19 protein-coding genes and 1 pseudogene are annotated in these 20488 nt (G+C 58.6%); 17 read left to right on the top strand and 3 right to left on the bottom strand.

The window, feature by feature from the left end; all coding sequences use genetic code 11:
* Positions 1-254 precede the first annotated feature (254 nt).
* The 4 genes from MC50_RS11845 to MC50_RS11830 are packed head-to-tail and all read left to right on the top strand — an operon-like array spanning position 255 to position 3814.
* Complete coding sequence (locus MC50_RS11845; protein WP_047663967.1) at positions 255-1202, top strand: 4-hydroxyproline epimerase; 948 nt, start codon at positions 255-257, stop codon at positions 1200-1202.
* Positions 1199-2308 (top strand): NAD(P)/FAD-dependent oxidoreductase, encoded by a 1110-nt coding sequence (locus MC50_RS11840; protein ID WP_032698214.1) that lies wholly within the window; start codon positions 1199-1201, stop codon positions 2306-2308. The genes MC50_RS11845 and MC50_RS11840 overlap by 4 nt, the downstream gene beginning before the upstream one ends.
* Positions 2305-2568, top strand: a complete 264-nt coding sequence (locus MC50_RS11835; protein WP_047663964.1) for a 2Fe-2S iron-sulfur cluster-binding protein — start codon at positions 2305-2307, stop codon at positions 2566-2568. Before MC50_RS11840 ends, MC50_RS11835 begins: the two co-directional genes overlap by 4 nt.
* Entirely contained in the window at positions 2549-3814 is a 1266-nt protein-coding gene (locus MC50_RS11830) for an FAD-dependent oxidoreductase (RefSeq protein ID WP_047663960.1), read from the top strand. The genes MC50_RS11835 and MC50_RS11830 overlap by 20 nt, the downstream gene beginning before the upstream one ends.
* Position 3815: 1 nt before the next feature.
* Here MC50_RS11830 and hpaR read toward each other — a convergent pair whose 3' ends face one another.
* Positions 3816-4262 (bottom strand): homoprotocatechuate degradation operon regulator HpaR, encoded by a 447-nt coding sequence (hpaR, locus tag MC50_RS11825; RefSeq protein WP_032689606.1) that lies wholly within the window; start codon positions 4260-4262, stop codon positions 3816-3818.
* Between the two features lie 289 nt (positions 4263-4551).
* Between hpaR and MC50_RS29240 the strand changes: the two are divergent.
* From MC50_RS29240 to yjiA, 13 genes and pseudogenes are all read left to right on the top strand, one after another.
* Positions 4552-5945: pseudogene (locus MC50_RS29240) on the top strand (fumarylacetoacetate hydrolase family protein).
* On the top strand, positions 5942-7408 hold the full coding sequence (hpaE, locus tag MC50_RS11805) for a 5-carboxymethyl-2-hydroxymuconate semialdehyde dehydrogenase (RefSeq protein WP_032698218.1): 1467 nt from the start codon (positions 5942-5944) through the stop codon (positions 7406-7408). The pseudogene MC50_RS29240 and the gene hpaE overlap by 4 nt, the downstream one beginning before the upstream one ends.
* 71 nt (positions 7409-7479) lie before the next feature.
* Positions 7480-8337: a 3,4-dihydroxyphenylacetate 2,3-dioxygenase gene (hpaD, locus tag MC50_RS11800; RefSeq protein ID WP_032689610.1), complete on the top strand. Its 858-nt coding sequence runs from the start codon at positions 7480-7482 to the stop codon at positions 8335-8337.
* A 9-nt stretch (positions 8338-8346) separates the two neighbouring features.
* A complete protein-coding gene (locus MC50_RS11795) occupies positions 8347-8727 on the top strand; it encodes a 5-carboxymethyl-2-hydroxymuconate Delta-isomerase (RefSeq protein WP_032689611.1) in 381 nt (126 codons plus the stop codon).
* Between the two features lie 238 nt (positions 8728-8965).
* Complete coding sequence (hpaH, locus tag MC50_RS11790; RefSeq protein ID WP_032689612.1) at positions 8966-9769, top strand: 2-oxo-hept-4-ene-1,7-dioate hydratase; 804 nt, start codon at positions 8966-8968, stop codon at positions 9767-9769.
* Positions 9770-9779: 10 nt separating this feature from the next.
* Positions 9780-10577 carry a 4-hydroxy-2-oxoheptanedioate aldolase gene (gene hpaI / locus MC50_RS11785; RefSeq protein WP_032698223.1) on the top strand — a complete coding sequence of 266 codons (798 nt, stop codon included), beginning with the start codon at positions 9780-9782 and terminating at the stop codon, positions 10575-10577.
* A 21-nt stretch (positions 10578-10598) separates the two neighbouring features.
* On the top strand, positions 10599-11957 hold the full coding sequence (hpaX, locus tag MC50_RS11780) for a 4-hydroxyphenylacetate permease (RefSeq protein ID WP_032689614.1): 1359 nt from the start codon (positions 10599-10601) through the stop codon (positions 11955-11957).
* Between the two features lie 9 nt (positions 11958-11966).
* Positions 11967-12857 (top strand): 4-hydroxyphenylacetate catabolism regulatory protein HpaA, encoded by an 891-nt coding sequence (hpaA, locus tag MC50_RS11775; RefSeq protein ID WP_047663958.1) that lies wholly within the window; start codon positions 11967-11969, stop codon positions 12855-12857.
* A 323-nt stretch (positions 12858-13180) separates the two neighbouring features.
* Positions 13181-14743: a 4-hydroxyphenylacetate 3-monooxygenase, oxygenase component gene (gene hpaB, locus MC50_RS11770; protein WP_032689616.1), complete on the top strand. Its 1563-nt coding sequence runs from the start codon at positions 13181-13183 to the stop codon at positions 14741-14743.
* A 20-nt stretch (positions 14744-14763) separates the two neighbouring features.
* Positions 14764-15276: a 4-hydroxyphenylacetate 3-monooxygenase reductase subunit gene (locus MC50_RS11765; RefSeq protein ID WP_032689617.1), complete on the top strand. Its 513-nt coding sequence runs from the start codon at positions 14764-14766 to the stop codon at positions 15274-15276.
* Positions 15277-15610: 334 nt separating this feature from the next.
* The gene (gene btsT / locus MC50_RS11760) at positions 15611-17761 is read left to right on the top strand and encodes a pyruvate/proton symporter BtsT (protein WP_032689618.1); all 2151 of its coding nucleotides are present in this window, start codon (positions 15611-15613) and stop codon (positions 17759-17761) included.
* Positions 17762-17856: 95 nt separating this feature from the next.
* Positions 17857-18060, top strand: coding sequence for a YbdD/YjiX family protein (locus MC50_RS11755; RefSeq protein WP_004857555.1), 204 nt, complete (start codon positions 17857-17859; stop codon positions 18058-18060).
* A gap of 11 nt (positions 18061-18071) precedes the next feature.
* On the top strand, positions 18072-19028 hold the full coding sequence (gene yjiA / locus MC50_RS11750) for a GTPase (RefSeq protein ID WP_046853130.1): 957 nt from the start codon (positions 18072-18074) through the stop codon (positions 19026-19028).
* Positions 19029-19077: 49 nt separating this feature from the next.
* Here the strand turns inward: yjiA and MC50_RS11745 are convergent, their stop codons facing one another.
* Together MC50_RS11745 and MC50_RS11735 are read right to left on the bottom strand one after the other, a co-directional pair.
* Positions 19078-19557, bottom strand: a complete 480-nt coding sequence (locus MC50_RS11745) for an Hcp family type VI secretion system effector (RefSeq protein WP_032689619.1) — start codon at positions 19555-19557, stop codon at positions 19078-19080.
* Positions 19558-19795: 238 nt separating this feature from the next.
* Positions 19796-20488 carry a hypothetical protein gene (locus tag MC50_RS11735; protein WP_047663956.1) on the bottom strand — a complete coding sequence of 231 codons (693 nt, stop codon included), beginning with the start codon at positions 20486-20488 and terminating at the stop codon, positions 19796-19798.

The raw sequence follows: 20488 nt of genomic DNA, 5'->3' as shown, positions 1-20488 counted from the left end.
CAAGCAGCAATACCGCGTTTTGCGATCCTGACTCCGGTTTATATTTTCCCCTGAGTACGCCGCTGGCGCGATCGCGACCTTCGGTTTACCACAGCAATAAGCAAATGATTAATAAGAAATAACTATGCCATCCATAAACAGGCGCTGCCGTTTACTGTGCCGATTTCGTCATTTTCTCTGATGAAAGCGTTCAAGCCGGAGGCGGTCTGTTGCGCCAGCATGATGAAACAAATCGTTAACCTCCGGAGATAGCCATGACTGTGCCACGTCACCCCATTGAACTCAGAGCCATTGATTCTCATACCGGCGGTGAACCGACCCGCCTGATCGTGGACGGTTTTCCGGATCTCGGGAACGGCAGCATGGCGGAGCGCCGCCAACGCTTCGCCCGCGAATTCGATCGCTGGCGCCAGGCGGTTATCCTGGAGCCGCGCGGCAACGATGTGCTGGTGGGGGCGCTGCTGTGCAAACCGGTCTCACCGCAGGCAACCGCCGGAGTGATTTTCTTCAACAACGCCGGCTTTCTGAACATGTGCGGGCATGGCACCATCGGGCTTATCGCCTCGCTGGCATGGCTTGGTCGCATCAAGCCGGGCATCCACCTGATTGAAACGCCGGTGGGTAACGTCAGCGCGACGCTACATGAAGACGGCAGCGTCTCGGTGGAAAATGTTCCTGCCCGGCGCGGCAAAAAGCAGCTCAGCGTCAACACCGCGGTGGGTACCGTCAGCGGTGATATTGCCTGGGGCGGCAACTGGTTTTTCCTCATCAACGATCACCCTTTCACCCTCGAACCCGCCCAAATTCCGCAGCTCACCGAGTATGCGTGGGCCGTACGTGAAGGGCTGGAAGCCGCCGGGATCCGCGGCGATGACGGTGGCGAAATCGACCATATCGAACTCTTTGCCGATGATGCCGATGCCGACAGCCGCAGCTTCGTACTGTGCCCGGGGAAAGCCTGGGATCGTTCGCCGTGCGGCACCGGAACCAGCGCCAAACTGGCCTGTCTGGCCGAAGATGGCAAGCTGCTGCCCGGCGAACTCTGGCAGCAGGCCAGTATTATCGGCAGCCAGTTTACCGCCAGCTATACGCGCAGCGACGCCGGTATCATTCCGACGATCCGCGGCGCAGCCTGGGTGTGCGGCGATACCCGGCTGATCCTCAACCCGGACGATCCCTTCTGCTGGGGGATCGTGCCGTGAACCACGGCGACGTCATCGTGATCGGCGCCGGGATCGTCGGTGCCGCCTGCGCGTGGCAGCTGGCGAAACGCGGGCAAAAAGTGATTCTGCTCGACGATCGCCAGCCGGGCGCCACCGCAGCCGGAATGGGGCATCTGGTGTGTATGGATGACGATCCCGCCGAACTGGCTCTCTCCGCCTGGTCACTGGCACGCTGGCGCACCCTCACGCCGCAAATGCCCGAGCGCTGCGCCTGGCGCGGCTGCGGCACTCTGTGGCTGGCGGAAACCTCCCAGGAGCTGGAGATCGCCCGGGAAAAACAGCGGCGGATGGCCGCATATCAGGTCTCCAGCGAGATGCAGACCCCTTCACAGCTGACGCAGCGAGAACCGCTGCTGCGGGCAGGATTACAGGGCGGACTGTGGGTTCCCGGCGATGGTATCGTCTACGCCCCTGAAGTTGCGCGCTGGTTTATCGCCGACGCGGGAGACAACCTGACCTGCCTCACCGAAGGCGCCATGGAAATCGCCGAGCCGGCGGTGACGTTGACCTGCGGAAAACAGCTGCGGGCGCCGGCTATCGTTGTCGCCTGCGGCCTCGGCGCCAATGGGCTGCTGGGGGAAAACTGGCTGCGGGCAAAGAAAGGCCAGCTGGCGATCAGCGACCGCTACGGCCCGTTACTCCATCATCAGCTGGTCGAACTGGGCTACGGTGCCAGCGCCCACGGCGGCGGCACCTCGGTGGCGTTTAACGTCCAGCCGCGCCCCACCGGACAGCTGCTGATCGGCTCTTCGCGGCAGTTTGATAACTCAGAACGCCAGCTGGATTTGCCGCTGCTGGCGCAGATGCTCGACCGCGCCCGGCACTTCCTGCCCGCCCTGGCCGGGCTGAATATTATCCGCTGCTGGAGCGGTTTTCGCGCCGCGTCAGAGGACGGAAATCCCCTGATAGGTCCCCACCCGTCGCGTCCCGGCCTGTGGCTGGCGCTGGGTCATGAAGGGCTCGGCGTCACCACCGCCCCCGCCAGCGCAGAGCTACTCGTCGCCCAGTTATTGGGCGAGCGCTGTCCGTTAGCCCCCGACGCGTGGCTACCGGCCCGCCTGCTGAAAAAAGAGGCTATCGCATGAGCCAGACTATCCCGGTGATGATTGAAGGTGAAACATGCGACGTTCCGGTGGGAATCAGCGTCGCGGCAGCGCTGTCGTTGACGACGAATCCCACCACACGCGTGGCCGTCGGCGGACAGCCCCGCGCCCCTTTTTGCGGCATGGGCATTTGCCAGGAGTGCCGGGTGACCGTCAACGGACGGCGGGTGCTGGCCTGCCAGACGCTGTGCCAGCCCGGAATGACGATTGAAAGGAGCTGCCATGCAAACCCTGCGCTGTGACATTCTGATTCTCGGCTGCGGCCCGGCGGGTCTCGCCGCCGCACTGGCGGCCGCGTCCTGCGGTAAGCAGGTCGTTATCCTCGACGATAATCCGCGCCCCGGCGGGCAGATCTGGCGCGAGGGTCCGCAGGTGCAGCTCCCTGCCCTGGCGCGCCGCTACCGGGAAGCCGTTGCTGCGGAGAAAAACATCACCTCGCTGAACGGTGCCCGGCTTATCGCCCGCCCCTCGGCGCATAGCGTCCTGTTCGAAACCGCCGACGACAGCGGGCTTGTCGAATGGCAAAAGCTGATCCTCTGCTGCGGCGCACGGGAACTCTCGCTGCCTTTCCCCGGCTGGACGCTGCCCGGCGTCACCGGCGCCGGCGGGTTACAGGCGCAAATCAAACACGGTCTGACGCTCCGGGGGCAAAAAGTGGTGATTGCCGGCAGCGGTCCGCTGCTGCTGGCGGTGGCCGCGACGGTGAAAAAAAGCGGAGGTGAAGTACGACAGATTGTTGAGCAGGCCCCGCTCAGCGCATTACTGCGTTTTGGCAGCAGCCTGTGGCGCTGGCCGGAAAAACTTCGCCAGCTGGCTACCCTCGCCCCGCGACGCTATCTGAGCAGTAGCCAGGTGATTCGCGCCCACGGCGAGACGCAGCTCGAAGCCATTACGCTGCGCGATGCCCGCGGCATTGAACGGACAATCGCCTGCCAGCGGCTGGCTATCGGTTACGGCCTGGTAGCCAATATTGAAACCGCGCTGCTCTTCGGCTGCGCGCTGGCTGATGAGGCAATAGCGGTGAATCGCTGGCAGCAGACCAGCGTCGCGAACATCTACGCCGCGGGCGAATGCACCGGTTTTGGCGGCAGCGAACTGGCGCTGGCAGAAGGTGAAATTGCCGGCTTTGCGGCAGCTGACGCCGAGGCTTGCGCCCAGGCCCTCTTTGCCCGTCGCGGGCGCTGGCAGGCATTTGCTCATGCGGTCAACCGCACATTCACCCTGCCAGAGAGCCTGAAAAACGCCGCCACGCCGGATAGCCTGCTGTGCCGCTGCGAAGATGTGCGCTGCGGCGACGTTGCCGATGCCGATAGCTGGCACCAGGCAAAACTGACCCGCCGCTGCGGAATGGGCGCCTGTCAGGGAAAAACCTGCGCGACCACCGCCCGCTGGCTGTACGGCTGGCCGCTAGCGCAGCCGCGCGAGCCGCTCTCTCCCGCCAGAGCCGAAACCCTTATCGCGCTGGCCGATACCCGAACAATGCGCTGAGCTACTCTTCCTCATCACTGTGCCCGGCCCCCTGACGGTTGCCGAGCGCAATAAACTCTTCCAGCAGCGCAGTCAGCTGCTGCATCTTTTCACTGGTGAACTGGGCTTCAATCAGGCGATAGGCCTCTTCCACCTGCGCCTGCGCGCTTTCATACAGCGTGTAGCCCGCCGGCGTCAGCGAAATATACAACTTGCGCTGATCGTTGACCGGCTTGAGACGCAGCACCAGACCGTCACGCTCCATACGGGTCAGAATACCGGTCAGGCTGGGGCGCAGGATGCAGGCGCGGAACGCCAGATCGTGAAAGTCCATCGACGGATTTTCCGCAAGGATGCGCACAATACGCCACTGCTGCTCGGTGAGATTATGGCGTTTAACGATCGGTCGGAAATGGCCCATTGCCGCTTCCCGCGCCTGCAACAACGCAATGGTTAACGAATCATGCATCACATACCCTCGACATCGCACTCTTAAGTTTATTAATAAGTTAATAATTAGCGCCTATCCTGCCATGACGCAACCGGTTTCTGCACCTGAAAAGTACCAGTCGAGACAATAAAAAACGACAACTAACTGATTAATAACACATAAATAATTACACTGTAAATTTATTGTTAATCAGATCACAAAACATTCACTTCTGTTTGCCAAACCCCGCCACAAGGAATAAAAGATGATCATTAACATATTAATGAATATCCCTTAGCATCCGACATCAGTACCAGAGGAGTGGTGAATGAAAGGTACCATCTTCGCCGTTGCGCTTAACCATCGCAGCCAGCTTGACGCCTGGCGCGACGCGTTCCAACAGGCCCCTTACAAAACCCCGCCGAAGACCGCGGTCTGGTTTATCAAACCGCGCAATACCGTCATCGGTGCGAACGAGGCCATTCCCTATCCGCAGGGTGAAACCGTGCAGAGCGGCGCCACCGTCGCGCTGATTGTCGGCAAAACCGCGCGTAAGGTTTCCGCCGCCGACGCGGCCTCTTTTATCGCCGGCTATGCGCTGGCCAATGACATCAGCCTGCCGGAAGAGAGCTTCTACCGCCCGGCGATTAAGGCCAAATGTCGCGATGGCTTCTGCCCCATCGGCACCCTCGCCCCGGTGCATAGCGTGGACAATCTGACCATCATCACTGAAATCAACGGCCGCGAGGCCGACAGCTGGAACACCGGCGATCTGCAGCGCAATGCCGCCGAACTGTTAAGCGCGCTGAGCGAGTTTGCCACCCTGAATCCCGGCGATGCCATCCTGATCGGTACCCCTCACGCCCGCGTCACGCTGCAGCCCGGCGATCGCGTGCGGATCCTCGCCGAAGGTTTCCCGGCGCTGGAAAACCCGGTTGTTGCAGAAGGAGAGCTGGCATGAAACAGGCACGTATTGAATGGCAAGGTACCCGCTACGACGCACAGATCGATGAACGCGACCAGCTTCGCCTCGCCGATGGCACCCTGCTTAAAGCAGGCGACTTTCGCTGGCTGCCTCCCGCCGACGGAACGCTGTTCGCGCTGGGTCTGAACTATGCCGACCACGCCAGCGAGCTGGAGTTTAAGCCGCCGGAGGAGCCGCTGGTGTTTATCAAAGCGCCGAACACCTTTATCGGTCATCAACAAGAGTCGGTACGCCCGGACAACGTGGAGTACATGCATTACGAAGCCGAACTGGTGGTGGTGATAGGCAAAACCGCGCGCCGCGTCGCCGAAGCCGATGCCATGGACTATGTCGCCGGCTACACCGTCTGCAATGACTACGCCATTCGCGACTATCTGGAAAACTACTACCGCCCGAACCTGCGGGTGAAAAGCCGCGACACGCTGACGCCCATCGGGCCGTGGATCGTCGCGAAAGAGGCGATCCCGGATCCGCATAATCTGACTCTGCGCACCTGGGTCAACGGCGAGCTGCGCCAGCAGGGTACGACGGCCGATCTGATCTTCAGCGTTCCGTTCCTGATCGCTTACCTAAGCGAATTTATGACCCTGCAACCGGGCGACATGATCGCCACCGGCACGCCGAAAGGGCTGTCCGATGTGGTGCCGGGTGACGAAGTGATCGTCGAAGTCGAAGGCGTCGGCCGCCTGGTCAACCGCATCATCAGCCAGCAAGCGTATGAGGAGAAGCTGTCATGAAAAAAATTAACCATTGGATCAACGGCAAAAACGTCGCGGGCGCAGAGTATTTCCACACCACCAACCCGGCCACCGGCGAAGTGCTGGCGGAAGTCGCCTCCGGCGGTGAAGCCGAAGTGAATCAGGCCGTTGCCGCCGCGAAAGAAGCGTTCCCGAAATGGGCCAACCTACCGATGAAAGAGCGCGCGCGCCTGATGCGCCGGCTGGGCGATCTGATCGATCGCGACGTCCCGGAGATCGCGGCAATGGAGACCGCCGATACCGGCCTGCCGATCCATCAGACCAAAAATGTGCTGATCCCACGCGCTTCGCACAACTTCGAGTTTTTCGCCGAAGTGTGCCAGCAGATGAACGGCAAGACCTATCCGGTTGACGACAAGATGCTCAACTACACCCTCGTGCAGCCGGTCGGCGTGTGTGCGCTGGTCTCGCCGTGGAACGTGCCGTTTATGACCGCCACCTGGAAGGTCGCGCCGTGTCTGGCGCTGGGCAACACCGCGGTGCTGAAAATGTCAGAGCTGTCGCCGCTGACCGCCGATCGTCTGGGCGAACTGGCGCTGGAAGCCGGTATTCCGGCCGGCGTACTCAACGTGGTGCAGGGCTACGGCGCCAGCGCCGGCGATGCGCTGGTGCGTCATCACGACGTCCGCGCGGTGTCGTTTACCGGCGGTACCGCCACCGGGCGCAACATCATGAAAAATGCCGGTCTGAAGAAATATTCCATGGAGCTGGGCGGCAAATCCCCGGTGCTGATTTTTGAAGATGCCGATATCGAGCGCGCGCTGGATGCCGCCCTGTTCACCATCTTCTCAATCAACGGCGAACGCTGCACCGCCGGGTCGCGCATCTTCATTCAGCAGAGCATTTACCCGGAATTCGTTAAACGCTTTGCAGAACGCGCCAACCGCCTGCGCGTGGGCGATCCGACCGATCCGAATACCCAGGTCGGGGCGCTGATCAGCAAGCAGCACTGGGAAAAAGTCTCCGGCTATATTCGCCTCGGGATCGAAGAAGGCGCCACCCTGCTGGCCGGCGGCCCGGACAAGCCGTCCGATCTGCCCGCGCATCTGCAAGGCGGCAACTTCCTGCGTCCGACGGTGCTGGCAGACGTGGATAACCGGATGCGCGTCGCGCAAGAGGAGATTTTTGGCCCGGTAGCCTGCCTGCTGCCGTTTAAAGACGAAGCGGAAGGGCTGCGCCTGGCGAACGACATCGAATATGGCCTGGCGTCCTACATCTGGACCCAGGACATCAGCAAAGTGCTGCGTCTGGCGCGCGGCATCGAAGCCGGCATGGTGTTCGTCAATACCCAGAACGTCCGCGACCTGCGTCAGCCGTTTGGCGGCGTGAAAGCCTCCGGCACCGGCCGTGAAGGCGGCGAGTACAGCTTTGAAGTGTTCGCCGAAATGAAAAACGTCTGTATTTCCATGGGTGACCACCCGATCCCGAAATGGGGCGTATAACCGTCATCCGTCGAGCCGCGCCCAGGCTGGCTGCGGCTCACACTATTCAGGTTATGTAAGGAGAACACCGCATGGGCAAATTAGCGTTAGCCGCCAAAATCACTCACGTGCCATCAATGTATCTCTCTGAACTACCGGGGAAAAATCATGGTTGCCGTCAGGCTGCCATCGACGGCCATAAAGAAATTGGCAAGCGCTGCCGTGAAATGGGCGTCGATACCATTATCGTTTTCGATACCCACTGGCTGGTCAACAGCGCCTACCACATTAACTGCGCCGACCATTTCAAAGGCGTCTATACCAGCAACGAACTGCCGCACTTTATCCGCGACATGACCTACGACTACGACGGCAACCCGGAGCTGGGTCAGCTGATTGCCGACGAAGCGGTCAAACTGGGCGTGCGGGCGAAAGCGCACAACATTCCCAGCCTGAAGCTGGAGTACGGCACTCTGGTGCCGATGCGCTACATGAACAGCGATAAGCATTTCAAAGTGGTGTCGATTTCCGCGTTCTGCACCGTTCACGATTTTGCCGACAGCCGCAAGCTGGGCGAAGCCATCGTCAAGGCGATTGAAAAATATGACGGTACCGTGGCGGTGTTCGCCAGCGGCTCACTGTCGCACCGCTTTATCGACGACCAGCGCGCCGAAGAGGGAATGAACAGCTACACCCGCGAGTTTGACCATCAGATGGATGAGCGCGTGGTGAAGCTGTGGCGTGAAGGCAAGTTTAAAGAGTTCTGCACCATGCTGCCGGAATACGCCGACTACTGCTACGGCGAGGGCAATATGCACGACACGGTGATGCTGCTCGGCGTGCTCGGCTGGGACAAATATGACGGCAAGGTGGAGTTTATTACCGACCTGTTCGCCAGTTCCGGCACCGGCCAGGTGAACGCCGTGTTCCCGCTTCCGGCCCAGGCGTAAGGAGCCACTATGCCGCATTTTATCGCTGAATGTACCGACAACATCCGTGAGCAGGCTGATTTACCCGGCCTGTTCGCCCAGGTTAATCAGGCGTTGGCCGCCACCGGCATCTTCCCGATTGGTGGCATCCGCAGCCGCGCCATCTGGCTGGACACCTGGCAGATGGCCGACGGCAGGCAGGATTACGCCTTTGTGCATATGACGCTGAAAATCGGCAGCGGGCGCAGTATGGAGAGCCGTGAAGAGGTCGGCGAAATGCTGTTCGGGCTGATTAAAAGTCACTTCGCCGCTCTGATGGAGAGCCGCTATCTGGCGCTGTCATTTGAGATTGAAGAACTGCACCCGACGCTGAACTACAAACAGAACAACGTCCACGCCTTGTTCAAATAGCGCGCCTTTTCGCCCGGTGGCGCTGCGCTTACCGGGCCTACAAAAGGCTAACTGATGCCGAGCCGTAGGCCAGGTTAGCTTAGCGCCGCCGGCCAGAACAACGCACCAACCGTAGGCCGGGTCAGCGCAGCGCCGCCGGCCAGAACAATGCACCAACCGTAGGCCGGGTCAGCGCAGCGCCACCCGGCGCCGTGACACCGAGACACCGCGACACCGAACGAGGTAACAGGAAGCCACTATGCTCGATAAACAAACCCGCAGCCTGATCGCCCAGCGACTGAATCAGGCCGAAAAACAACGTGAGCAGATCCGCGCGATCTCGCTGGATTATCCGTCGATCACCATTGAGGACGCCTACGCCGTCCAGCGCGAGTGGGTCGAGATGAAGATCGCCGAAGGGCGGGTGCTGAAAGGCCATAAGATCGGCCTGACCTCAAAAGCGATGCAGGCCAGTTCGCAAATTAGCGAGCCGGACTACGGCGCGCTGCTCGATGATATGTTTTTTCACGATGGTAGCGACATTCCAACCGATCGTTTTATCGTGCCGCGGATTGAAGTCGAGCTGGCTTTCGTGCTGGCGAAACCGCTGCGTGGCCCGAACTGCACCCTGTTCGACGTCTATAACGCCACCGACTATGTGATCCCGGCGCTGGAGCTGATCGACGCCCGCTGCCACAACATCGATCCGCAGACCCAGCGCCCGCGCAAAGTCTTCGACACCATCTCCGATAACGCCGCCAACGCCGGGGTGATTCTCGGCGGGCGTCCGATTAAGCCCGACGAGCTGGATCTGCGTTGGATCTCCGCTCTGCTGTATCGCAACGGGGTGATCGAAGAGACCGGCGTTGCCGCCGGGGTGCTGAACCATCCGGCAAACGGCGTCGCCTGGCTGGCGAATAAGCTGGCGCCATACGATGTCCAGCTGGAAGCCGGGCAGATCATCCTCGGCGGCTCGTTTACCCGCCCGGTACCGGCGCGCAAGGGTGACACCTTCCACGTCGATTACGGCAACATGGGCGCAATCAGCTGCCGCTTTGTGTAAGGGGAAGATGATGAATAACACGTTTAAAGAGGCGCTGCAGGCCGGGCGGCCACAAATCGGCCTGTGGCTGGGGCTGTGCAGCAGCTACAGCGCCGAACTGTTAGCCGGCGCCGGGTTTGACTGGCTGCTGATCGACGGCGAACACGCGCCGAATAATGTACAAACGGTGCTGACCCAACTGCAGGCGATCGCCCCCTACTCCAGCCAACCGGTGGTTCGCCCGTCGTGGAATGACCCGGTGCAGATCAAGCAATTGCTGGACATCGGCGCACAGACGCTGCTGGTGCCGATGGTACAAAACGCCGATGAAGCGCGGCTGGCGGTGAAAGCCACCCGCTATCCGCCGGCCGGTATTCGCGGCGTCGGCAGCGCCCTGGCGCGTGCTTCCCGCTGGAACCGCATTCCGGACTATATCCATCAGGCCAACGATGCCATGTGCGTGCTGGTACAGATTGAAACCCGCGAGGCGTTGAAAAATCTGCCGCAGATTCTCGCGGTAGAAGGCGTCGACGGTGTGTTTATCGGCCCGGCGGATCTGAGCGCGGACATGGGCTTCGGCGGTAATCCGCAGCATCCTGAGGTGCAGGCGGCCATTGAAAGCGCCATCGTCCTGATTCGCGAGGCGGGTAAAGCCCCGGGCATTCTGATGGCCAATGAACAGCTAGCGAAACGCTACCTCGAGCTGGGGGCGCTGTTCGTCGCCGTCGGCGTCGACACCACCCTGCTGGCCCGCAGCGCAGAAGCGCTGGCAGCACGGTTTACCGACGCAATCACCACCACAACTGATAACAATAAATCTGTCTACTGAACGGATAATGTGGAGCGCATCATGACGACCTCTACCCTGCAACATAATGAAAATAAAGTCGTTGAAGTAGAAAACCGGGTGATCAAAAAGCTGTTCCGCCGCCTTATCACCTTCCTGTTCGTGCTTTTTGTTTTCTCATTTCTGGACCGCATTAATATCGGCTTCGCCGGGCTGACGATGGGCAAAGATCTCGGTCTGACCTCCACCATGTTTGGTCTGGCCGCGACGCTGTTTTACGTCACCTACGTGATGTGCGGGATCCCCAGCAATATCATGCTGGCGAAGGTCGGCGCCCGCCGCTGGATCGCCGGGATCATGGTGGTGTGGGGGATCGCGTCAACCTGTACGATGTTTGCCACCAACCCGCATACGCTGTATATCCTGCGCATGCTGGTCGGTATCGCTGAAGCCGGCTTCTTGCCAGGGATCCTGGTCTATCTGACCTGGTGGTTCCCGGCCTTTCACCGCGCCCGCGCCAACGCCCTGTTTATGATAGCGATGCCGGTGACCATGATGCTTGGCTCTATCCTCTCCGGCTATATTCTGGCGCTTGATGGCCTGTGGAATCTGAAGGGCTGGCAGTGGCTGTTCCTGCTGGAGGGGCTGCCGTCGGTGGTGCTCGGCGTGGTGACCTGGTTCTTCCTCAACGATACCCCGGATCAGGCCAGCTGGCTGGATAAGGAGGAGAAGCAGGCGCTGAAAACGATGATTGAACGCGAGCGCGAAAGCGCCAGCGTTATCCCAACTTCCGCACGCTCTACCCTGCGGGAAGTGCTGACGCCGGCGGTGCTGATGTACACGCTCGCCTACTTCTGTCTGACCAATACCCTGAGCGCTATCAATATCTGGACTCCGCAGATCCTGCAAAGCTTCAATACCGGTAGTAGCAACATTGTGATCGGCATGCTGGCGGCAATTCCGCAGTTCTGTACGATTTTCGGGATGATCTGGTGGAGCCGGCGATCCGACCGGCGTAAAGAGCGCAAGATGCATACCATCCTGCCCTATCTGTTCGCCGCTGCCGGATGGTTGCTGGCCTCTGCCACCCACCACGGTCTGATCCAGCTGATCGGCATCATTATGGCCTCCGTGGGTTCTTTTACCGCGATGGCGATTTTCTGGACTACCCCGGATCGGGTGATCAGCCTGCAATCGCGGGCGGTGGCGCTGGCGGTCATCAACGCTATCGGCAACATCGGATCCGCCGTCAGCCCGCTGCTGATCGGTATTCTGCGTGATGCCACCGGCAGCTTTAGCTCCGGACTGTGGTTTGTCGCCGGACTGCTGATCGTCGGCGCGTTGGTACTGACCCGGATTCCGATGAGTGCGCGGGAAGACGCTGCCACCGAGGCAGGACTCGCCGCACAGAAAAGTCATTAAGGAGTGCCCATGTGTCAGCCCTCAATCGCCAATATCGATATCAACAAAGATTACGATGAGAGTCTGGGGACCGAGGATGTGCACTATCAGTCGTTTGCTCGCATGGCGGCCTTTTTTGGCCGCGACATGCAGGCGCATCGACACGACCAGTACTTTCAGATGCACTTTCTCGATACCGGGCAGATTGAACTGCAGCTCGACGATCACCGCTACTCGGTGCAGGCGCCGCTGTTTGTCCTGACGCCGCCGTCGGTGCCGCACGCTTTTATCACCGAGTCCGACAGCGACGGGCACGTGCTGACCGTGCGCGAAGATCTGATCTGGCCGCTGCTGGAGGTCCTCTATCCCGGCACGCGGGAAGCGTTCGGGCTGCCGGGTATGTGTCTGTCGCTGGCGGATAAACCCGATGAACTGACGGCGCTGGCGCACTACTGGCAGCTGATTAAACGCGAATCGACCGCCCAGTTGCCGGGGCGCGAACATACCCTGGCGCTGCTGGCGCAGGCGGTGTTCACGCTGCTGTTGCGTAACGCCAGGCTCGACGACCATGCCGCCAGCGGGATGCGCGGCGAGCTGAAGCTGTTTCAGCGCTTTAACCAGATGATCGACAGCCACTACCACCAGCACTGGGCGGTACCGGAGTATGCCAACGAGCTGCACGTTACCGAATCACGGCTGACCGATATCTGCCGCCGCTTTGCCAACCGACCGCCGAAGCGGCTGATCTTCGATCGCCAGCTGCGCGAGGCCAAACGGCTGCTGCTGTTTTCCGACAGCGCGGTCAATGAGATAGCCTGGCAACTGGGGTTTAAAGACCCCGCCTATTTCGCTCGTTTTTTTAGTCGCCAGGTCGGCTGCTCGCCCAGCAGCTACCGTGCGCAAAAAGTACCGGTGTCTTAATTCCCCGCTGGCGGGCTACGATCCGTAGGGCGGGTAGGCCCAAAAAACCGCCCGTAACGTCACCCGACCAGCGTAGCACCGCCGGGAAAAAGGCTGGCTTCTACAGCGAAAACACCCTCTCGATCACAGAACCGCACTCCCCCTGAAAAGTACCTGCCGTTGTCGCAAACGTCCCTTCACGAACGGCGCAATAACCGCTTCAATTGAACAACAAAAACAAAACATAAATTTAACATTTATACCCGAACTCATTCGCAGGCAGCCGCCAGACAGGCAGCCCGAAGCAGGGACGGGATATTCCGATAAATACTGAAGAGGCCCCTATGAAACCTGAAGATTTCCGCGCAGACGCGAAACGCCCGTTAACCGGTGAAGAGTACCTGAAGAGCCTGCAGGATGGCCGCGAGATTTACATCTACGGCGAGCGCGTCAAAGACGTCACCACGCACCCGGCCTTCCGCAACGCCGCCGCCTCCGTCGGCCAGCTGTACGATGCGCTGCATAAACCAGAAATGCAGGACTCCCTGTGCTGGAACACCGATACCGGCAGCGGCGGCTATACCCATAAATTCTTCCGCGTGGCGAAAAGCGCCGATGACCTGCGCCAGCAGCGCGATGCGATCGCCGAGTGGTCGCGCCTGAGCTACGGCTGGATGGGCCGCACACCGGATTACAAAGCCGCCTTCGGCTGCGCGCTGGGCGCGAACCCGGCCTTCTACGGCCAGTTCGAACAGAACGCCCGCAACTGGTACACCCGCATTCAGGAAACCGGCCTGTACTTTAACCACGCGATCGTCAACCCGCCGATTGACCGTCATAAACCGGCCGATGAAGTGAAAGACGTCTACATCAAGCTGGAAAAAGAGACCGATGCCGGGATCATCGTCAGCGGCGCGAAAGTGGTCGCCACCAACTCGGCGCTGACCCACTACAACATGATCGGTTTTGGTTCTGCGCAGGTGATGGGGGAAAACCCGGACTTCGCCCTGATGTTCGTCGCGCCAATGGATGCCGAAGGGGTCAAACTGATCTCCCGCGCCTCCTATGAGATGGTTGCCGGGGTCACCGGATCGCCGTACGACTACCCACTCTCCAGCCGCTTTGATGAAAACGATGCGATCCTGGTGATGGATAAGGTGCTGATTCCGTGGGAAAACGTGCTGATCTATCGCGATTTCGATCGCTGCCGTCGCTGGACGATGGAAGGCGGCTTTGCGCGTATGTATCCGCTGCAGGCCTGCGTACGCCTGGCGGTCAAGCTCGACTTTATCACCGCCCTGCTCAAACGCTCGCTGGAATGTACCGGCACCATGGAGTTCCGCGGCGTACAGGCCGATCTCGGCGAAGTGGTCGCCTGGCGCAATATGTTCTGGGCGCTGAGCGACTCCATGTGCTCCGAAGCGACGCCGTGGGTGAATGGCGCCTGGCTGCCGGATCACGCCGCGCTGCAGACCTACCGCGTCATGGCGCCGATGGCCTACGCCAGGATCAAAAATATTATCGAACGTAACGTGACCAGCGGTCTGATCTATCTGCCATCCAGCGCACGCGATTTGAACAACCCGCAGATCGACCAGTATCTGGCTAAATACGTTCGCGGCTCCAACGGCATGGACCACGTTGAACGTATCAAGATCCTCAAGCTGATGTGGGACGCGATCGGCAGTGAATTCGGCGGCCGCCACGAGCTGTATGAAATCAACTATTCCGGAAGTCAGGACGAAATCCGCCTGCAGTGTCTGCGTCAGGCGCAAAGCTCCGGCAACATGGACAAAATGATGGCGATGGTCGACCGCTGCCTGTCCGAGTACGACCAGAACGGCTGGACGGTGCCGCACCTGCACAACAACTCTGATATCAATATGTTGGATAAGCTGCTGAAGTAATTCGGCAGCGGGAGGTCACAATGCAATTAGATGAACAACGTCTGCGTTTTCGCGATGCCATGTCCAGCCTGTCGGCGGCGGTCAACGTCATTACCACCGAGGGCGACGCCGGCCGCTGCGGCATCACCGCCACAGCCGTGTGCTCGGTAACCGATACGCCGCCGTCGGTGATGGTGTGCATCAATGCCAACAGCGCGATGAACCCGGTATTCCAGGGGAACGGCAAACTGTGCGTTAACGTACTGAACCATGAGCAGGAAGTGATGGCTCGCCATTTCGCCGGCATGACCGGGATGGCCATGGAAGAACGCTTTAGCCTCTCCTGCTGGCAAAAAGGAGCGCTGGGACAGCCGGTTCTGCAAGGGGCGCTGGCCAGCCTTGAAGGGGAGATAAGCCAGGTGCAGACCATCGGTAGCCACCTGGTCTATCTGGTCGAGATCAAGAACATCACCCTGAGCCAGGAAGGCCATGGGCTGATTTACTTTAAGCGCCGTTTCCATCCGGTGATGATGGAAATGGAGGTTGCGGTATAACGTTCTGCTACCTTCGCTTCTGACATTCTCTTTTCTGTCCCCCTTTCTCTGTCCTCCTCTCTTTTTCCTCTCCCCTACGGGGAGGAAAAAGAGGTGGAAAAAATCTTGTGATCTCAATCACATGTTTACCCGCTGCTCATTTCCTGGCCAACCGCTTATCCCGCCTGGTAACCGCTTAACCCCACATAGAACCACTCACAGATTTACCCAACTTTACGCGCGCGGAGTTCTGGCAAGATCGTCCCCAGCATAGCTAACCAATACCTCCTCAACCCCTAACTTAAACCCAGACGGCTTCGGCCCATTATTCATCTTATTAACGCCAGGTTTTACTATGGATACTAAAAAGTTATTCAAGCACATACCCTGGGTGATTCTTGGAATCATCGGGGCATTTTGCCTCTCAGTCGTCGCTCTGCGCCGCGGTGAGCACGTCAGTGCGCTGTGGATCGTGGTGGCGTCAGTTTCCGTCTACCTCGTCGCCTACCGTTATTACAGCCTGTATATCGCGCAAAAGGTGATGAAGCTCGATCCTACGCGTTCTACGCCGGCGGTCATTAACAACGATGGTCTGAACTACGTCCCGACCAACCGCTACGTGCTGTTCGGCCACCACTTTGCCGCTATCGCCGGCGCCGGTCCTCTGGTGGGCCCGGTTCTCGCCGCGCAGATGGGCTACCTGCCGGGTACCCTGTGGCTGTTGGCGGGGGTGGTGCTGGCCGGGGCGGTACAGGACTTTATGGTGCTGTTTATCTCCTCGCGCCGTAACGGCGCCTCGCTGGGTGAGATGATCAAGCAAGAGATGGGGCCGGTTCCGGGTTCCATTGCGCTGTTCGGCTGCTTCCTGATTATGATCATCATCCTCGCGGTGCTGGCGCTGATCGTGGTAAAAGCGCTGGCAGAAAGCCCGTGGGGCGTCTTTACCGTCTGCTCGACCGTTCCGATCGCCCTGTTTATGGGGATCTATATGCGCTTCCTGCGCCCGGGTCGCGTGGGTGAAGTGTCGGTGATTGGTATCGTCCTGCTGGTGGCGTCCATTTACTTCGGCGGCATCATTGCCCACGACCCGTACTGGGGCCCGGCGCTGACCTTTAAAGACACCACCATCACCTTTACCCTGATCGGCTACGCGTTTATCTCCGCGCTGCTGCCGGTGTGGCTGATTCTGGCGCCGCGTGATTACCTCGCGACCTTCCTGAAAATCGGCGTTATCGTTGGCCTGGCGCTGGGCATCGTGATCCTCAACCCGGATCTGAAAATGCCGGCGGTCACCCAATACATCGATGGTACCGGTCCGCTGTGGAAAGGTGCGCTGTTCCCGTTCCTGTTTATCACTATCGCCTGCGGCGCAGTGTCTGGCTTCCATGCGCTGATCGCCTCCGGCACCACGCCGAAGCTGCTGGCTAATGAAACCGACGCCCGCTTTATCGGCTACGGCGCGATGCTGATGGAGTCCTTCGTGGCGGTGATGGCGCTGGTTGCGGCGTCGATCATTGAGCCGGGCCTCTACTTCGCGATGAACACCCCGCCGGCAGGCCTGGGCATCACCATGCCGAACCTGCACGAAATGGGCGGTGAAAACGCCGCGTTGATTGCCGCACAGCTGAAGGATGTGACCGCTCACGCAGCGGCGACCGTCAGCTCCTGGGGCTTTGTGATTTCACCTGAGCAAATCCTGCAAACGGCGAAAGATATCGGCGAGCCGTCGGTACTGAACCGCGCGGGCGGCGCGCCGACTCTGGCCGTGGGTATCGCTCATGTGTTCCACAAAATCATGCCGATGGCGGATATGGGCTTCTGGTACCACTTCGGTATTCTGTTTGAAGCGCTGTTTATCCTTACCGCGCTGGATGCCGGTACCCGCGCAGGCCGCTTTATGCTGCAGGATCTGCTGGGCAACTTCGTGCCGTTTCTCAAGAAAACCGACTCGCTGGTGGCGGGCATTATCGGCACCGCGGGCTGCGTCGGGCTGTGGGGCTACCTGCTGTATCAGGGCGTGGTCGACCCGCTGGGCGGCGTGAAGAGCCTGTGGCCGCTGTTCGGTATCTCTAACCAGATGCTGGCCGCCGTGGCGCTGGTGCTGGGTACCGTGGTACTGGTCAAAATGCAGCGTACCAAATACATCTGGGTTACCGTGATCCCGGCCGCATGGCTGCTGCTGTGCACCACCTGGGCGCTGGGTCTGAAACTGTTCAGCACCAACCCGCAGATGGAAGGCTTCTTCTTCATGGCTCAGCAGTATAAAGAGAAGATTGCTTCCGGCGGCGAACTGACCGCGCAGCAGATTGCTAACATGAACCATATCGTGGTGAACAACTACACTAACGCCGGTCTGAGTATTCTGTTCCTGGTGGTGGTATACAGCATCATCTTCTACGGCATCAAAACGTGGCTCAACGTGCGTAACAACAAAGTCCGCACCGACAAAGAGACCCCGTACGTGCCCGTTCCGGAAGGCGGCGTGAAAACCTCGTCACATCATTAAAAAAACGGCGGGTGGCGCTACGCTGACCCGCCCTACAAGGTTCTGTAGGCCCGGTCTGCGTAGCGCCACCGGGCTTTTTCTTATCAGGATGAGTTATGTTTGGTAACTTAGGCGAAGCAAAAAAATACCTGGGTCAGGCAGCCAAAATGCTGATAGGCATTCCGGACTACGACAACTATGTCGAACATATGAAAGCCAACCACCCGGATAAGCCTTACATGACCTATAACGAATTCTTCCGCGAACGCCAGCAGGCCCGCTACGGCGGCGACGGCAAAGGCGGCGTACGCTGCTGTTAATGGAGGCAAACATGGCACCGATTGCAGTCACCCTGTTGACCGGTTTTCTTGGCGCGGGTAAAACCACCCTGCTGCGCCATATTCTTAACGAACAGCACGGCTTTAAAATCGCCGTGATCGAAAACGAATTTGGCGAAGTTGCCGTTGACGATCAGCTGATTGGCGACCGCGCCACGCAGATCAAAACCCTGACCAACGGCTGCATCTGTTGTACCCGCTCCAACGAGCTGGAAGACGCACTGCTCGACCTGCTCGACAGCCGCGATCGCGGCGACATTGATTTTGACCGGCTGGTGATTGAGTGCACCGGCATGGCCGACCCCGGCCCGATTATTCAGACCTTCTTCTCTCATGAAGTTCTCTGCGAACGCTATCTGCTTGACGGGGTGATTGCGCTGGTGGATGCGGTCCATGCCGATCAGCAGATGAACCAGTTCACCATCGCCCAGTCGCAGGTGGGCTACGCCGATCGGATTCTGCTGACAAAAACGGACGTGGCGGGCGACAGCGACAGGCTGCGCGAACGGCTGGCGAGGATTAACGCCCGGGCGCCGGTTTATACCGTGATCCACGGTGATATCGACCTGAGCCAGCTGTTTAATACCAGCGGCTTTATGCTGGAAGAGAAGGTGGTGAACAGCGCGCCGCGCTTTCACTTTATCGCCGATAAGCAAAACGACGTCGCGTCTATCGTGGTCGAACTGGATTACCCGGTCGATATCAGTGAAGTGTCGCGGGTGATGGAAAACCTGCTGCTCTCTTTCGCCGAGCAGTTGATGCGCTACAAAGGGATGTTATGGATTGACGGCGAGCCAAATCGCCTGCTGTTCCAGGGCGTCCAGCGCTTATACAGCGCCGACTGGGATCGCCCGTGGGGCGATGAAACGCCCCACAGCACGCTGGTGTTTATCGGCATTAATTTGCCGGAAGAGGAGATTCGCGCGGCGTTTGCCGGATTGCGCAAGTAACGGTTCGGACTTCTCCCTCTCCCGGAGGGAGGAGGTCAGCATGAAGGCATCAGGCGGTACAGAATTCATTCCAGGTATCACGATAAATAATGTTCCCTTCGGTGTGCTTCCAGACGATGGCCTCATAACGCAATTCGAGTGTTTCAAGGTGCGTGCTGCTCAGACCGGTGGGTGACAGGTACGGTGCAATCGTGGTGATTTTGACGTTGTCGAGGACGATATTGAAATACTCGGCTTCAAGGCCTGATTCCATAATACGGTACATCCTGATCGTCGCTTTTTTCAGGGTACGACCTTCGCACACCGCGCGATACAGAACGGGTGTCGTCTGGTCGAACTCTTTCACTATGGCGATCGGACGATGAACGCGCGTACCGGTAAGTTTACCCCAGTGCGGATCAACGGGAATGGTGATGCCGTGCGAGAATGATTTTAATTCGATAGAACCTGCACGCAGGGGCATTAAACAGCCGCCAACAATCGGCGAACCGTTTTCATCCTCAAGCCACAGGTGTGCGGGAGTAGACATATATAACTTCCTTATAAGCAAATGTAATAAACCGTTTTCTCTGGCGTTTACCATTTCACATAACGTGCAAATATATATATTATGAATATAGCGAACACCCCCACAGGCCAGAGGGGACCAGAGGGGAAAAAATAAATAAATGCCATTGCGAATAACAAAGTCAGCAATCCAGGCCCATGGAGCGAAACCAAGGACCTAAATATCCTACAGAAAATCCTTTTAATAATATTCATCACAATTATTGAATCATCCTGGTAATAATTTCTGCAATGTCACTGTCCGATGCCCATTGTGCCTTAAGCGCCCCAACTCGCTCAAACAATGGTTCTATCAGAAAATACATCATCTCCAGTCCCTGAGCGTAGAGTACAGAGTAATAGGCCGGCCAGGTAAACTGGAGTCGATGAGCGCTATCTGCTGCCTTCTGGACAATCCCATATATGCCAGAGAGTGTAATCGCCATCCCCGTCGCACGTCCCGCTAAGACTCGCATATCAAGGTTTAGGTTCATACCGACCGTAACTGAGGAGGTGACCGCTAATATGAAACCATAACCGGTCAGAGAACTCGCCGCAATGTGTATATTGACCGCCATCAGCATTTTTTTGATATGCTCTAGTTGATCGGACGTTTTATATTTAAATATTTCTTCAAAATATACTTTGAACATTTCATAAACAACATCGTCATGTTGAAAAAGGTGAATGACCGCGAGAGTAAATCGTCCATCTTCATTTTTTTGCCGCTGACAAACCTCCTGATATTCATCAGTAAAGCAGGATGCGTAATACAACGCGCGTTTTGCGCCAGCACCGGTCAATGCAATCTGATCTGCCACCGCGTTTTCAACGCCCGCCAGCGCATGATCAAGTTTCAATGCGAGAATGTTATTGGATTGCAAATAACGGATGACTTCATTTCTGTAGTACAT

Source organism: Klebsiella planticola, assembly GCF_000783935.2.
GTDB classification, from domain to species: Bacteria; Pseudomonadota; Gammaproteobacteria; order Enterobacterales; family Enterobacteriaceae; genus Klebsiella; species Klebsiella planticola.
This window is presented reverse-complemented; position numbering and strand designations above follow the sequence as displayed.